General features: G+C 47.7%; 12 protein-coding genes and 1 pseudogene. 6 read left to right on the plus strand and 7 right to left on the minus strand.

The genetic code is table 11. From position 1 onward, the window contains the following. Positions 1–131: 131 nt before the first annotated feature. Complete coding sequence (locus SPB21_RS04620) at positions 132–1,028, minus strand: LysR family transcriptional regulator (protein WP_163671205.1); 897 nt, start codon at positions 1,026–1,028, stop codon at positions 132–134. Positions 1,029–1,145: 117 nt separating this feature from the next. On the opposite strand from SPB21_RS04620, the gene SPB21_RS04625 reads away from it, so the two are divergent. Both SPB21_RS04625 and SPB21_RS04630 read left to right on the plus strand, forming a co-directional pair. Beyond that, positions 1,146–1,856: an SDR family oxidoreductase gene (locus tag SPB21_RS04625; protein WP_499865722.1), complete on the plus strand. Its 711-nt coding sequence runs from the start codon at positions 1,146–1,148 to the stop codon at positions 1,854–1,856. A gap of 97 nt (positions 1,857–1,953) precedes the next feature. Further along, positions 1,954–3,396 (plus strand): MATE family efflux transporter, encoded by a 1,443-nt coding sequence (locus SPB21_RS04630; RefSeq protein ID WP_250566036.1) that lies wholly within the window; start codon positions 1,954–1,956, stop codon positions 3,394–3,396. A 2-nt stretch (positions 3,397–3,398) separates the two neighbouring features. On the opposite strand, the gene SPB21_RS04635 is transcribed toward SPB21_RS04630, so the two are convergent. After that, positions 3,399–3,545: a transposase family protein gene (locus SPB21_RS04635; protein WP_163671203.1), complete on the minus strand. Its 147-nt coding sequence runs from the start codon at positions 3,543–3,545 to the stop codon at positions 3,399–3,401. Between the two features lie 68 nt (positions 3,546–3,613). Between SPB21_RS04635 and SPB21_RS04640 the strand changes: the two are divergent. Beyond that, positions 3,614–3,820, plus strand: a pseudogene (locus SPB21_RS04640) (integrase core domain-containing protein); the annotation flags it as partial. Between the two features lie 666 nt (positions 3,821–4,486). Here SPB21_RS04640 and SPB21_RS04645 read toward each other — a convergent pair. After that, the gene (locus tag SPB21_RS04645; RefSeq protein ID WP_499865724.1) at positions 4,487–4,714 is read right to left on the minus strand and encodes a hypothetical protein; all 228 of its coding nucleotides are present in this window, start codon (positions 4,712–4,714) and stop codon (positions 4,487–4,489) included. A 17-nt stretch (positions 4,715–4,731) separates the two neighbouring features. Then, complete coding sequence (gene tnpC / locus SPB21_RS04650) at positions 4,732–5,949, minus strand: IS66 family transposase (protein ID WP_499865726.1); 1,218 nt, start codon at positions 5,947–5,949, stop codon at positions 4,732–4,734. Positions 5,950–6,126: 177 nt separating this feature from the next. Between tnpC and SPB21_RS04655 the strand changes: the two genes are divergently transcribed. The 3 genes from SPB21_RS04655 (at position 6,127) to lexA (ending at position 7,936) form a co-directional block, all read left to right on the plus strand. After that, on the plus strand, positions 6,127–6,267 hold the full coding sequence (locus SPB21_RS04655) for a hypothetical protein (protein ID WP_499865727.1): 141 nt from the start codon (positions 6,127–6,129) through the stop codon (positions 6,265–6,267). A 212-nt stretch (positions 6,268–6,479) separates the two neighbouring features. Next, the gene (locus tag SPB21_RS04660; protein ID WP_499865728.1) at positions 6,480–7,145 is read left to right on the plus strand and encodes a DUF4230 domain-containing protein; all 666 of its coding nucleotides are present in this window, start codon (positions 6,480–6,482) and stop codon (positions 7,143–7,145) included. Between the two features lie 137 nt (positions 7,146–7,282). After that, positions 7,283–7,936: a transcriptional repressor LexA gene (gene lexA / locus SPB21_RS04665; protein WP_499865730.1), complete on the plus strand. Its 654-nt coding sequence runs from the start codon at positions 7,283–7,285 to the stop codon at positions 7,934–7,936. A gap of 260 nt (positions 7,937–8,196) precedes the next feature. On the opposite strand, the gene SPB21_RS04670 is transcribed toward lexA, so the two are convergent. The 3 genes from SPB21_RS04670 to SPB21_RS04680 all read right to left on the minus strand — a co-directional run bounded on the left by SPB21_RS04670 (position 8,197) and on the right by SPB21_RS04680 (position 14,288). Next, on the minus strand, positions 8,197–10,764 hold the full coding sequence (locus tag SPB21_RS04670; protein ID WP_499865732.1) for a COG1470 family protein: 2,568 nt from the start codon (positions 10,762–10,764) through the stop codon (positions 8,197–8,199). Positions 10,765–10,776: 12 nt separating this feature from the next. Further along, positions 10,777–12,927, minus strand: a complete 2,151-nt coding sequence (locus tag SPB21_RS04675; RefSeq protein WP_499865733.1) for a WD40 repeat domain-containing protein — start codon at positions 12,925–12,927, stop codon at positions 10,777–10,779. An 80-nt stretch (positions 12,928–13,007) separates the two neighbouring features. Next, positions 13,008–14,288 (minus strand): hypothetical protein, encoded by a 1,281-nt coding sequence (locus SPB21_RS04680; RefSeq protein WP_499865735.1) that lies wholly within the window; start codon positions 14,286–14,288, stop codon positions 13,008–13,010. Positions 14,289–14,306: the final 18 nt, after the last annotated feature.

Raw genomic sequence — 14,306 nt, forward strand, 5'->3', positions numbered from 1 at the left:
CAGTTTTTCTTCAGGTCATTGTCTCAAATCATAAATCACTTTTACCGATAAGAACTACACGTGTAATTCACACTGTGCTTCATTTTTATGTATCGACCTGTGCGATCGCCCTAAAAACACAGTGAATGATTTTAAGAAACAGTACAGTGAGTGCTCAAAAACTCAAGAAATACCTGCACCCGAGGAGATAAATTACGGCGGTGGGTGAAAACAGCCTGGGTTGCTAATCCCGGTGGCAGCTGTTCAAAAAAGAGCGACACTAACTGTCCGGTTTTTAACTCTTCTTTTACATGGAAACTCAGCATACGGACAATGCCAAGGTCGCTTAATGCTGCATTTTTCAGAGATTCACCACTGTCAGAATTAAAGGAACTCCGGACGGGAATTATTTGCCAAACGCCATCAATGAGAAATTCCCAGGGAAGGGGTTGCCCGTTAAAGAGATAGCGCATGCAGTTATGTTGCACCAGGTCCTTTGGTGTGGCGGGATTGCCATACTTTTGTAAATAGCCGGGGGACGCACATAAAATAAACTGCGCATAGCCCAGGTGTCTGCGAATGAGGCTAGAGTCTTCCAGGTCCCCCAGTCGAATCGCCACATCAATGCCCTCAGCCACTAAATCCACCAGTCGCTCAGTTAATTGCAAATTCACCTGAATTTCTGGATATTCTTTCAAGAAGATAGGCAGTCGCTGCATTAAAAACCGTTGCCCAAAATCGAGGGATGCACTAACCGTTAGTTTGCCTCGGGGACGACCGCCCGAGATAACGCTGTCGTTAGCATCCTCCAGCTCCTGTAGCAGTCGTGCTACCCGATCGTAGTAAGTCGTTCCCTCGGCGGTCAGACTTAGTGATCGGGTAGTGCGCTGCAATAGTCGTATACCTAACCGATCTTCTAGCTTGGCCACCCGCTTACTAATGGCGGAAGGGGTCGTGCCTAACGAACGCGCAGCGGCACTAAAGCTTCCCACATCAACACTTTCAACAAAGGCGATTAGCTCCGGCAGCTGGTTAAAAACACTTAGCATTTATTCCCCGTGGGCACAGGTGATATGCCTGCCTATGGACTTCTCTTCTAGAAAAGCACAGATTAAGGTGGAAATAATGCTGTGTTAGACCAAAAACAGTTAGTGAGGTTGACAACAATGGGGGACAAAGTCGTAATTGTAACGGCGGCTAGCCGGGGCATTGGTGCCGGTTGTGCCAAAGAGTTGGCAGCCCAGGGGTACAACGTTTCTCTGTTGGCCCGTTCAGCGTCTGTTTTAGATCTGGCAGAATCTCTGCAGGGCATTGGGGTCCAGGGTTCTCTGTCGAGTGCAGCTGATTTGGAAGTCCTTGTAAAAAGCACATTGGACCAGTGGGGGCGTATTGATGGGGTAGTTATGAGCTTTGGTGATCCGCCTCGGCCTGATTTGCTGGAGATTTCAGATCAAATGTGGCTTGACCATTTTGAAATGTTATTTCTCAGCGTTGTTCGTCTGGCTCGATTGGTGACAGAGCCCATGCGACGGCAGGGGGGTGGGGCCATGGTGACGATTTCTGCCTGTGACTCCCACGAACCATCATTGGGAACCCCCTTTAGCGGTACCCTGCGGACCGCGATGGAAGGCTTTACCAAGCTGTATGCCAAACGGTATCGGTGCGATCGTATTCGCATCAACTCCATTGCCCCCTTCTTTGTGGCCGATGATATGGCCGAACTAGAAGGCTGGAATGTGCCAGACGACCTGATGTGGGGCCGACCTGCCACCTACCAAGAGCTGGCCAAAGCCGTTGCCTTTTTGCTCTCAGACGATGCCAAGTTTATTTCAGGTACCACCCTCAAAGTAGATGAGGCCTATTCTGCGGCGATTTAACCTCTGAGTTCTATGGCTTTGATGGAACCGTTGCAAGCCATAGATATTGATAGCCGCCTGAAGTCTTTACAGTGGTTTTATTGAAACGCTTTTTACCATGACCTTCCCCATAACAATTCGTCAGAATGCTCTGCGTTCTGAAATAAAGGAGTTTTTCAACTTAGCCGTTCCCCTAATCAGCGCCCAGGTGGCACAATCCGCTACTGGTTTTGCCGACACCATCATGATGGGTCGCATGGGGCCAGATGTCTTAGCAGCCGGGGGATTGGCCGCCATTATCTACATTGTGGTTATGACCGCCTTCACCGGTGTGGTGATGGGGGTTAGTCCTTTGGTAGCCCAAGCCTTTGGGGCTGAACAGAGAGGCAGAATTCAACAGGTATCTCGTCAGGGTCTATGGTTGGCATTACTGGTGGCCATACCAGCCATGGCGTTCACTGGTCATTTGGGTGTTTGGATGCTTCGCAGTGGTCAAGACCCAGTTGTTGTTGAACTGGCCGACACTTATCTCAAGATTATCCTGTGGAGCTTTTTGCCCATGGCAGGGTTTACGGCTCTACGCTCAACAGTGTCTGCCTTGTCCCACGCTAAGCCTATTATGGTCACTATTGTAGTGGGTACCCTGTTCAACATTGTTGCCAACTATATATTGGGGTTTGGAAAATTAGGCTTGCCCGCCATGGGATTGTCAGGTCTAGCCTTAGCCACCATGCTCACCTGGTGGGGAATGTTTATTGCTCTTGCACTGTATGTGCGTCTGCATCCTGCTGTTCGACAGTATCAGATTCTCCATACCTTACACTGGCCTAAACTGCGAGTACTCAAAAAGCTAGTTTGGGTGGGTGTGCCTATTGGCATTTTTTCTGGCTTGGAGTCAGGATTCTTTCTAACCATTATGTTGTTAATGGGTCGCTTGGGAACCGATGCACTGGCAGCTCATCAGGTGGTGCTGCAAACCATTGTGGTGGTATTTATGGTGCCACTAGGGATTTCTTTTGCCACCACAGTTCGCATAGGGCAGTGGTTTGGCAAGCGAGATTTAGCAGGTATGCAACAGGCTACCTGGGTAAGTCTGGGGCTGACGACGGTTTCGATGACCGTTGGGTCGTTAGCATTTTTGTTGTTCCCCAAACAGCTGATTAGCATCTATTTAGATGTGAATAGCCCTGAGAATGCAGGCATTGTGACGTTGGCAATGCCGTTGCTGACGATTGCGGCGATCACGATGGTGTTGGATGGTTTGCAAAAGGCTGTGTACGGTGCACTACAGGGGCTGCAAGATACCCGAGTACCGATGGCGCTAAATGTGCTGGGCTTTTGGGGTGTGGGTCTATCGGTGAGCTATGGTCTAGGGTTTCAGCTAGAGCTGGGTAGTCGGGGTCTATGGATTGGACAGTCGGTTGCGATCGCTGCAGTTGCTGTGCTCTTTAGCTTTCGCCTATACCAGATCTTCGATGGGCTTAAAAATGGCTTAATCCTGCCACCTATCTATTCAGAAAAAATGGAAAACTACTCAACTACTCAACAATCAATCCACTAATACTATCTATCCATCCCACAAATCACCGCACAAATCGTGAGGCCAATAATATCGAGCAGACGATGCTCCACCAGGTACTCAACTCGGGGATCTTCAAGGGCTCTGCAATGCTCAAGCAGGGTAACTGAATTCTCAACTGGGGCAGGCATAGGGCATGAGCTCAGGAGGATGCCCCTTGATATTCCCATTCCGAGTATGCGTTTGCCCTAATCAAGGTCTTGAGGAACTACAAAATAATGTGGATGAATGGATAGAGTATTACAATTGGGAACGCCCCCATTCAGGTCGATATTGCTACGGCAAGACACCAATACAAACCTTTCTCGATAGTGCGCATTTAGCAAACGAAAAACAATTAGATCAATACGGAGAAAAGAGTGTAAAAAATCAAACACAACCTGACACATCTCTAAGTGTCAGATAATCCCCTTCTGTCAGATGAAGTTTGATCTATTACATGTTAGGAGAACGGTAGCCTGAAATGTCCATAGCTACCGCTTACATTTATCCATGGCTTAGGCTTCTACCGACCAGTACCCCGATGTCTGCCATGGCGTAGTTTTGCTTTTGTGTTTTTCATTTTGATTCAGCAACATGATTTCATTTCTAGGAATCAAGTAGATGCAGTGATTTTTCGGAAGCAAGTGAGACTAAGTTGCGGGTTACTCGATTGGAATTCCGTTTTCCTTGAGTAATTCGTCTCTATACTCAAGCGCAATCATCATTCACAGTGCCAGATTGCTTAAGCTCCTTTTCGTGTTGGGCATCACCATCCAGTATTTTCTTAAGCCAAATAATTTTATCAATGATGCCTTCATCCTCTGCCGCGACCTCGATCAGAATGCTGATACCTCTAACAGCAAGAAACGCACAATCCCCGCACCCTCAAAGCCTTTAGCTGCAAGCATTTCAGTACCCCTCTTCAAAAAGCGAGCGGTAACCGAATCTACAGCTACCGCTCAAAGCGCGTATTGATGTGGTTACTGACTGCTTCCCCTATGGCGGGTGAAGCCTGGTTTTCGATTCGTAGTTTTCATGTTGATTCAGTGACATATCTTGATTTCCAGGCATGTAGTAGATGCAATGGTTTTTATTGAATTGGAATGCCGTGCTTCTCAAGTAGCGCGTGGCGATGTTCAAGCACTCGCATTTGACTATGGGATGCGGCTAACAGTTCTGATACCTGCGCGAGTGCTGAGTACCTGTCAGCGACATCAACCGCAATTTCAAGCAGTGCAGAACCGGACGGATCATACGACTCGATCAGATTACTGATTTGGTCTTTTAGCGCTTGATAATTTTCAGGATTTTGATTCATTTTTTTGGTAACCGTCCCTAGCGTTGCTGTTGTGGGTTCAAAGAAGGAGGCTCTTTTTTAGTCCGTGCTGCCAAGCAAGCTTGAGCAAGGAAATCGAGAATATTTCTGCCCTGCGCCTTGAGCGACGTGGTCACTGTCATCAACCGTGCGACAAACTGACTTCCCCGTTGAGATTGAGCACCAAAACTGGTTTTTCGCCAAATCACCGCTGGTCGCAAGGCCCGTTCAGCCGCATTATTCGTCGGTTCCACCCCGACTGTTGAAACAAAGGTCCATAGGGCAGGTTCAACCTTAATCAACCGCCGACAGGTTCTGACCGTTTTTGCTAAGGGTGACTTCTCGTTCGGGTCAATCGGCAGTGCGGCTGCCTCGTCTAACGTTGCTTTAAACCCTTGTCGTAGATAGGTGACCTGACGGATAAACTGCTCACGGGATAAGGTGCCATCGCGAACCCGATGCCACCAGCGAAACAACCGACGCTGACGGCGCAACAGAGCTTCCCCAATTTCGTGGGATGCTCCTATTCGCTCGGCCATGGTCGTTAAATCTCGCTTGAGATGCGCCCAACACACTTGCCGTTGCCCTAATGCAATCCAACCATAGGCACTGTAGCGGTCAGAGGTGACGACTCCTTGGTAAGATTCACCAATCAGAGCCTTGGCTGTCTTTTGAGACCGACTCAGGACCACTTCAAAAAAGCTCACTAACGGCGTTACTAGTACCCACATCCAACCTTTGGTCCGATTGGGATTACCACAATCACGATTCCCCTGAGGAAAGCTGGTTTCATCGCTGTGGATGACGGGCTGTGCATGAACATAGTCCTTGGCGGCAGCAACTGGGGCACTGAGTGCTGTGCTCATCTCATCACGCAAGCGATCCACCGACCCACGCGACAGACCTACGCCAAACAAGTCAGCCATCAGCGCACACACTTGACGATAGCTATGCTGAAGCTTTCGGGCTTGACGAGATGATGGCTTTGATATCTCGTTAGAAGGGCGTTTCTTTCTCTTTTTTGTGTTGCCTGACGACTGACCGAAGCCATCAAGTGATAGCGGTTTCGATGAGTTTTTCGATGTCTGATTCAGACGCTCTTCGAGCTGTTGGATACGCTCGTCTTGTTGCCTCCAGCGGTCACTCAATACCAGCACCAAAGCACGGATACTCGGAGGCGTTGCTTCCCAGTCCGCTTTGGATACCTGTATTCCTGAAATTTCAATCTCTTCGCCCATACGCACAACTTAGCGAAGTTCGAAACCTATATTCCCTAAGATTTCTTTATCTTTCTGGGACGGTTACCCTGAGCTAGAGTTTGAAGAAGGACAGATGAGATTGTTTTAGCTCTTGTTTGTTTTGTGTAGACAGCCCAACCCCAGCCATACACCCTGAGCCAAGAAGGTAAGCAAACGATGACTGCATCTTTAATTAACCTCAAAGACAATCCGCCCGCCGCTGAGCAGCACCTGACTCTAGAAGGCGTGACCTGGCAGCAGTATGATGCGTTGGTGGCCTTCTTATTACCTGGATTGGACTTTACCGTGCTGGCCTAGTTTGTGGGTTCTCCTAGCCAGACCCAAGCCGTCAAAGCTTTTCGGAAAACACTTCGATATTGAGCATCACAATCCTATTCATCGCCGCTAAAAATTAGTATTTCTATCAATTACAAACCAGATTGCCCCTAGCCATACTTTCTGAATTGGCTCTGCCTTAGTTGCAATGGCCAGTAGTTCGTAATTTCCTAACTTTAGAGGGTATAAATTGTATGTCAGCTGGCAGTAGCACTGTAAGTTTGCGTAATGTTCTAGAAGATTTTGTAAGCAATACAATTTCAGTGGGTTTAATAGTAGCAGCCGCCTTGGCTGCCATATGGTTTATCGTTCATGCTGTTCTAACGAATCCTTTTAGTATCGATACCACAGAGGAAGTCCGTGATGTTCTGGTGGGTACGATCCAGGCTGAGAGTACATTAATTACTGCTAGCCAAGACATAACAGCAAATGTAGCGATTGATAAAACAGAGAAATTTTTAATTGTTCCCATTGGTGAAACAAGCTTAGTATATGCAGCAGTGGGTGAATCACAAGCAGGTATCGATCTAGAAAAAATAGAAGTGCTCGACTTTGATGCCAAAAAGCGAACTGTAAAACTACTGCTACCACCAGCGAACATAGATATTAATCTGAACGTAGAACGTTCTGAAACTTTAGCTAACTACAGACAATGGTTCGGTCACAAAGCTGGTGCAACCATTTATGAGGAAGCCCAGCAAGAAGCCTATGCAGAAATGTGGCATAAAGCTTGCTCTCAAGACATTTTGAATGCGGCAGTTCACAACGCTGAAGTACAGGTCAGAACTATTCTTAAAAAAGTAGGCTTTAAGCAAGTTGAATTTAAGGTTAGTGATTCTACTGCCTGTCCTGCTAAATAATTTGATGGCGATGAGCTGATAGTGCCTGTGATTGAATACTTCAAAAGACTTTGAGCAAAAAAACATCAATATAGTACAATTGAACTTAAAGGGTAAAGGAGTAGCTTTTACTCTTTAAGTTCTTGGTAACTGTAGCTATGACTTCTCTCACTCCTCGGAACCGTGAAATTCTGAAATGGATTCAGGATTTTGTTAGTGATGAGAATTATTTTCCTACTTATCGAGAGATTCAAGATGGATTCAAGTTCAAGTCTATTAGTCCGGTTCAACATCACATAAAAACGTTAATAACAGCAGGACTGATTGAAGGGAATCCTAAAAAAGCAAGGACTCTGAAACTTGTCGAGGAACAACCAGATGGCATTTCCATTGAAGGAACCATTGCAGCTAGTAGCTTTGTCGATTTTTTCCCTAAAGATACGCAGAGAGAATTTATTCCATCTGACTTATTTTCACCACGACCTCAAGGTATGAAGCGTTTTGCTTTGCGTGTTAAGGGTGACAGTATGATTAATGCGCATATTCTGGATAATGATATTGTCATCCTGGATCAACCTGAAAATCCTAAAGAGCTTAAGGATATGACGATCGTTGCCGCACGCATCAAAGGAGAAGATCAAACCACGCTTAAACTTTGGCAAAGAAAGGGCAAGCAGGTTGAACTAATTCCAGAAAATCCAAAATACGAAACCATGAAATATCCAGTTAAGGAGGTTCTGAATATTACGCGACATGCTGTGGATTGGTTGCGTTGCCCCATGCTTTACGAAAATTTACACCATCCAGCATAAACTTAAACTCAAGTGAGCTTCCACGCTTCTTAACGACAATTTTTCTCATTTTCGGTTGGCCCAATAAACTGTAAAAATGAGCCAAACTGAAAGCCTGTTCTATGCCAAAAATAGGGTTATTTAGCGCTTTCCATCCTGACTATCGATGAGGTCACTGGTTCAAATCCAGTTACGTCCATTGTCTGAAATGCTAAAATTTTCATCATTCAAAACTCAACCCTTAAAACTAAGAATTGGTATAAATGGTTTGAGAACAAGCTTTATTCAAACTGTGGGGGTAGCTCCTGCGGGGATACTGTACCTGGTCGGCTAGGCACTGGCACCCTAATTGCGCCTCCATTATTCCCGGCAGCATCAGCACTGCCAGCAGCATTGGCTCCATCACCATCACCAGCTGCTGCATCCCCTGTATTCATAACAATTGTGGGACTCTCTGGTGTCGGATCATAGGTGGTAATCGTAATCGAGCGGGTGAGCTGTTCTCCAGCCCCATTAATCACCTGCAAAGAGACGAGCGTTTCACCCGGTTCTGGGCTGAGGGGTAAAGGTAAAACACCTGCTACGGGGACATTTCCAGGGGCTGGCATCAGCATCACTTGAGTACCCGGATTATCTTCTACGGTCCAAGCTAGTTCCAAATTTACTAAAGGCTGTCCCTCATCAACAGGGACCAAATAGTTAGGCTGAGCCGGTTCTCCATTGAGCGTGAACGTCAACAAACGGGGGGGGCGCGGCTGAATGTGTGTGGGTTCACTGGTCAATGAAATAGGTTTTTCAGGCAACTCTCCTTTAGGAATGGCGATTAAATCGAACGTGTATATACCCGCCTGACGCAGACTTGTGGGGACATTACGACAAATTAACTGGGTGTCTAATAGGCAGAAATCAGTGAGTTCTTTGGGTATCCCAGCCTGAAAATCGAATGAAAACACTGGTGTAGCGACAGCTCCTTCTGCATCTCGTCCAACCAGGTGTAGCGTCTCTAATTGTTCTGGATGATCTACTTTCCAGTTGACTCTGGCAACATGGGGATCTTTTTCTGGCAGAGATGGAACAAACGCTATGGGAAGATCTGTCATTTGTGCTCTTTTCCCATCCGTAGCCTGGGCCTTCTTCGCAGCGTTTGCCTGGGTCTCCTTAGATTTTGTCTTTGGCTGTGGCGGTGCTTCAGCATAAGAAGCGAAGGTCGGGACCAGTTCTAGAATGGCCGGTAGCGGTGCAGGGGTAATTGTCACAGGCAGTGCTGTTGCTGTTGCTGGTGTAGCATTACGACCTGGCTTAGGAATCAATGAAAGGGTAAACGTATATTCGCCTGCTCGTGTGGCATCAGTGCGAATATTACGGCAAGTCAGCTGGTTTGGTCGCTGCACACATAGAGGCTCTAAAGTGGCAGGCAGACCCTGGGTAAAGTCAAACTTTAAAGGACCACTCAACAGCTTACCTTCAGCCGATAGGCCAACGATTTCTAGATGCTGTATCCGCCTTGGGTTGGCAATGTCAAACCCAAGATGTACTGTGTCTCCTTGGGCGGCACTGTAGGCTGTATCCTCGGTTGAAAACCGTAAAATGTTGGTGGGTGCAGGGGGGCGAATAAAAAAATACCAGGCTAACCATATTAGCCCGATAAATGAGCCTAGCAACAATAAAATAACTGGCAAAATTTGCCACCAGGGGCGCGCTTCCCACATTAAAAGCCCCTGCATGGGCATGTCGAGGAGTGGCTTTTTCTCTGGGTCAGTTGTTGTAACTTCAAAGTTGATTACTCGCCCACCCCCAAACAGTGGTCGCTGCCAGGGATTTTTAGGTTGAACAGAAATCTGGCTGAGTAAGGTTTGTTGCGGAGCTAGGGTCAGTGATTGAGGCTGAATCTGATAGTCACAAAGATCAGCGTCTTCCAGCCCTAAAATTTTGAACTCCAGGGTTCTGGGGGTATTTCCTTGATTACTGGCTTGAATACTATATAAACCTGGCTGTCGCTGTACCCGACTCACCAGGGTGCGAAAGCGAGTATCCAGCTGATAAACCGGATCAATGGTGATGTATAGAACATCTAGCAGCTTGAGTTGTGGATTATTCTCAGATTTAAGCTGTAGCGTAGCTAGCATGGTTGCTGCCAGGGCATTAGATGGTGGCGTAATGGTCAATAAAATAACGCCCTCCATACCTGGGTTCAAATCCAGATAGGGTTCTGTTATGGCCAAACCTGGCGCTTGGAATCCCTGGGGATAATTAATGGTTACCCAATCTTCAGCTAAATCAGTGCACTGTAGCCGAAACCGATCCACTCGGTCCGCTCTGTTATAAACATATATTTGAAACTGAAGCGGATTGCCTGGCAGTGTTTTAACTGGCTTATTGGTGGTGGTAACTGGCTCTACGGCAAACGTCGGAGCATTTACTCTGACGGTTGTATGGGTCGGTGGCAACACCTGCAAGACTTGTTCGTATCGCTGGGGCGGACTATCAGGATAATGGTTAGGAGCGTCTACGATCAATCGATAGCGATAGGCTCCCGATAAAGCTGACGCTGGCACATCAAACCCAAAGGTGACTTCTTCCCCTTGACCAGGATCCAACGCCAGACGGGTTTGTGTCGTAGAGCACCAGTTATGAATGGCCGTTGGTAATTCGTCTAGGTAGACATCAATAATGGCACTCTGGTTTCCCTTGTTGTTAATGGTCACCCCAATTTCTAAACGCTCGCCCGGTAGCACAGAGTCTTCTCCAGAAGAGGAGAGGATAATCCCAATGGGCTGAGATAGGGCAATCTCAGACGGTTCCATAGCTACCTCGGGTAGCGATCGCATGGGTAGGGAAAAATGAGTCATTGCGACGTATCCTTATGGGCAGATTTTATTGTTGGCCTGAGTGCGATGCAGCTTGACACGATGGTTATCACTGCCGCTGACCACTAGCAGGGTTTTATCTTGTTGCAAAATGTCAACACTGTTAACGGGTTTACTAAAGTGGGCTATTTTCTTCTGTTCCATCACCTGCCCTGCCGTATTCAGAAACCAGAGCATGACACGACCATCGTCACCACCGCTAGCCAGGTAACAGGCATTTTTACTCAGGGCTACGGTATTTATAGGTTTACCTTTATGGCCATCCATCCATTGGTCGCTTACTTTGCAAGCGGTAACACTATGGAGACATTTATCCAAATCCCATAGGGTAATGCGCCCCTGATTATCTGCAACCGCTAAGCGAGTTGAAGTAGCATCTGCTGTATCTACGCTAGAGATATAGTGATTGGGTTCCCCAGCAGGGTACTTCAGGAAGTGTTGCTGATCCGTTTCTAGATTCCATAAAACCAGGTGGTTAAAGCGTCCGCCAACAGCCAGCCAGTGGGACTGTTGATTATGTTGCTGGTTAGTGTAATCAATCGGTGCTATCGCTTGAATAGCAAAGTCAAAGTGTTGCTCCTGTTCTGGAACAGTGCCCTGACCCAGGTGAGATAAATCATCCATGGCCCAGCGCAGTACTAGCCCGCTACCGTGGGCACTAAAAAGACTTTGGGAATCATAGCTAAATTGCAGGTCAAAGACTCGATCATCCTTATGAAATACCAAAGTTTTAGGAGACTTCTGGGATAAAAAATCCCATAGTTGAATTTCTCCATTTTCTAAACCAGCTGCTAACAAATCATTATTGCGGGGACGATAACGAACGACACGCACAGACTTATTCGTATCTGTAAGCTTTGCTACATCTTGCAGACGCGGCGAGACTTGCCAACGATATAGAGTATGATCGTCTGCCCCACTAATCACGGCATTCGCCTGACCGTCGAACTGTACACTATTCACAGAGCCGCGATGACCACTGGGCCAATAGACAGCCATAATGGCCATAATACTCAGGCTAAGGAAACCTAGACACTGTAACCAGAAGGGAATTTTGGGGGTGGCTACCAGTTCAACGATCTGAGTCGATGGTCGTATTTCTGTTTGATGTAGCTGGGGGCGTAGCTGAAACTGTTGCCGTCGTTGCCAGCCCCACCAGGGGGATTTTGGCGAAAGGGTTAAACTCATCTGGGCCAGATCATCCACTTTGAGATCAACCTGGGCTGGGGTGAGCTGAAGTAAATGCGATGTCGTTGATGCAGGTATGGGTGGGCGGCGATGTAACATCGCCCAAATTTTCTGGTGCCAGGGAATATCAACTCGATTTAGGGTGATGGCAACAGATTGATGGACATTACTTTTGTTATTGAGGACCAGGGCATAGCGATGCGACGCAGCATTTACTCTCTCCTCCGATGGTGATTTTGAGCATTCAGGCTGCTCAAGTTCATAAACAAATTCAACCCAGCCCGTTGGCAACACTGTGAGGATACCTTTTTGTCTGACAATCGGTGCCTCGGCCTGGTTTACTTCAATGCTAAATGGATAGGGTTTTGCCTCACTAGTCGATGGTAGCTGGCAGATAAATACCCCATGGGCACTTCCCTGGGGGGCCACTTGTAAACGCCGCTCGTGACCGTCGGTAAGCCATGCTTTGGGCAAACCTTTGAGGGTAACCCGCGTATGTGCGGTGTTACGATTAGGATTAAACAGCTGTAAAGGGATCTCAATCAAATCTCCTGGAACAGCCTGAAATTCAGTTTTGGGGACGCTAAGGGAGGACGGTAATACACCAGATCCGGCAACAACAAGGTTGACTAGCTGGCGGTCTTCTTCCCCCAACTCCAGACAGGTCACATTGACATTGAGATTCATTTTGCCAGTGAAACCACCGGGGATCGGGGGAGTTTCTAGAATGCTCACCACAAAATTGACTTGATCCCCCGCCGGAATCTTTGCCGAGATGTCTGGAGTGAGCCGATACCAATCTGGTGTAGTCTGGCGAGCTAGCCCCGAAGCTGACAGTTCTAAGGCAAAGGTGGCAAACCGATCGCTAAGATTATTGACCATGACTTCAAATTGGTCATTACCCATGCCTAAATGGACTGTATGGGTAGAAAGCTGGGTCAGAATTTGTTTGGCCATGGTCAGGCAATAGGGTCAGGCAATCGGATTAGTTGAGAATTGGTCAAGGCATCAGGAAACTGAAGTTGGGCAATGCCCCCTTATGATGGCGGCGGCGCTAACCACTGATACATACACCGCCGCTGTGCTGCAAAATTCAACACGTTAACCCCCAATTCCTGAGCACTGCGAATCTCTTCGCGGGAGAGATTTAGGTCTGTGCTCAGGCTCCAAGCCTGAGGCAACGGCCCCACCAGCAGTAACAACCCACCCCAACCGTGGAGATCAATGGGCTGACCATGGATCGTGGGCCACTGACTAAAGCTAAAGGGGTGCGATCGCACTTCTCTGCCTACAGATTTAAGACTTAATCCTTCTGCGTTTAGAAAAGCCAGCAATGGCTCAGTTAGTTTTGCCACAGCTTCAGCAATGCAACCTTGAACGTTATGTAGTTCCTGCTCTGCCGAGGTGTATAGCGATGACGTTAAGCCTTGAGGCTTGGCGAAGAGAGCTTGATTGAGCTCAGCTTCAACCCGATAGAGTTCACCCAGTTGGTCGGCTGCAGCTCCAACCAAAATTACACCCCCTTGCTGAAGATACTGAGCAACCTGCCGCTGATCGGGGCGAGTCAGCTCACAAAAATCTTCATAGGCAAGATAGGTTAAATCACTCTCCAACACTTGCGCTGTCACCTGTCCCTGCAATGCTGGATATAGGCCTGGCAAGGCGGCAAATAGGTCTTCGAACTGAGCAATAATTGAGCTATGGTAAGACCAGGCTGCAACGCTAGCCATTCGCTGGGGGCGAGGCTGCACCCACTGACGGTGGCGTAAGTCAAGCTGGTTAAGCGCAGGAGAAAAGACATCCTCAGGAGGTGAGATCGCAACGTCCCCCACGCCTAATCGCACTCGACAAAGTTCTACCTCATCACTCTCTGCCGGGACATCTTTTTCAATAATCTGAAATGCTTCTTGAACAATCTCAGATTGAGAGGACCGTTCTGAATGTTTCAGCACAATGTAAATTGTCGTCTCAGCAATGGGCTGGGCTGAGAGATAACAGCTTTCTAAATTAGAAACCACTATGGGATTGCCTTGGGCATCGATGGCTAATCCCGGCTGAATAGTTAACCAGCGGGGCTGTCGATATTTACTCGGTGCGACTTCGGGAATGGGACCCACACTCACTCCTAAGCCGCTAACAATACCACCCCGATGGAGAGCTTCATAATGAATAGTTTGTCGTTGTTGGTGATAGCTGTGGGCAATTTGCCAATGGTTGGCGGTGATCAGCATGCCGTCGTTGACTTGGATGCGCTGGAGGGGGCTGGGATTCATTATGCCGTCGTTGACTTGGATACGCCGGAGGGGGGTGGGGTTCATGGGGGGGATTGGGTATTG

Source organism: Leptothoe sp. ISB3NOV94-8A (genome assembly GCF_043421595.1).
Classification (GTDB): Bacteria; Cyanobacteriota; Cyanobacteriia; order Phormidesmidales; family Phormidesmidaceae; genus Leptothoe; species Leptothoe turfae.

Bases quoted from the DNA above. Each gene is read 5' to 3' on its own strand.
- SPB21_RS04660 (WP_499865728.1), top strand. From the start codon at position 6,480: ATGTCAGCTGGCAGTAGCACTGTAAGTTTGCGTAATGTTCTAGAAGAT.
- SPB21_RS04645 (WP_499865724.1), bottom strand. From the start codon at position 4,714: ATGAATCAAAATCCTGAAAATTATCAAGCGCTAAAAGACCAAATCAGT.
- SPB21_RS04620 (WP_163671205.1), bottom strand. From the start codon at position 1,028: ATGCTAAGTGTTTTTAACCAGCTGCCGGAGCTAATCGCCTTTGTTGAA.
- SPB21_RS04655 (WP_499865727.1), top strand. From the start codon at position 6,127: ATGACTGCATCTTTAATTAACCTCAAAGACAATCCGCCCGCCGCTGAG.
- SPB21_RS04680 (WP_499865735.1), bottom strand. From the start codon at position 14,288: ATGAACCCCACCCCCCTCCGGCGTATCCAAGTCAACGACGGCATAATG.
- SPB21_RS04670 (WP_499865732.1), bottom strand. From the start codon at position 10,764: ATGACTCATTTTTCCCTACCCATGCGATCGCTACCCGAGGTAGCTATG.
- SPB21_RS04625 (WP_499865722.1), top strand. From the start codon at position 1,146: ATGGGGGACAAAGTCGTAATTGTAACGGCGGCTAGCCGGGGCATTGGT.
- tnpC (WP_499865726.1), bottom strand. From the start codon at position 5,949: ATGGGCGAAGAGATTGAAATTTCAGGAATACAGGTATCCAAAGCGGAC.
- SPB21_RS04630 (WP_250566036.1), top strand. From the start codon at position 1,954: ATGACCTTCCCCATAACAATTCGTCAGAATGCTCTGCGTTCTGAAATA.
- SPB21_RS04635 (WP_163671203.1), bottom strand. From the start codon at position 3,545: ATGCCTGCCCCAGTTGAGAATTCAGTTACCCTGCTTGAGCATTGCAGA.
- lexA (WP_499865730.1), top strand. From the start codon at position 7,283: ATGACTTCTCTCACTCCTCGGAACCGTGAAATTCTGAAATGGATTCAG.
- SPB21_RS04675 (WP_499865733.1), bottom strand. From the start codon at position 12,927: ATGGCCAAACAAATTCTGACCCAGCTTTCTACCCATACAGTCCATTTA.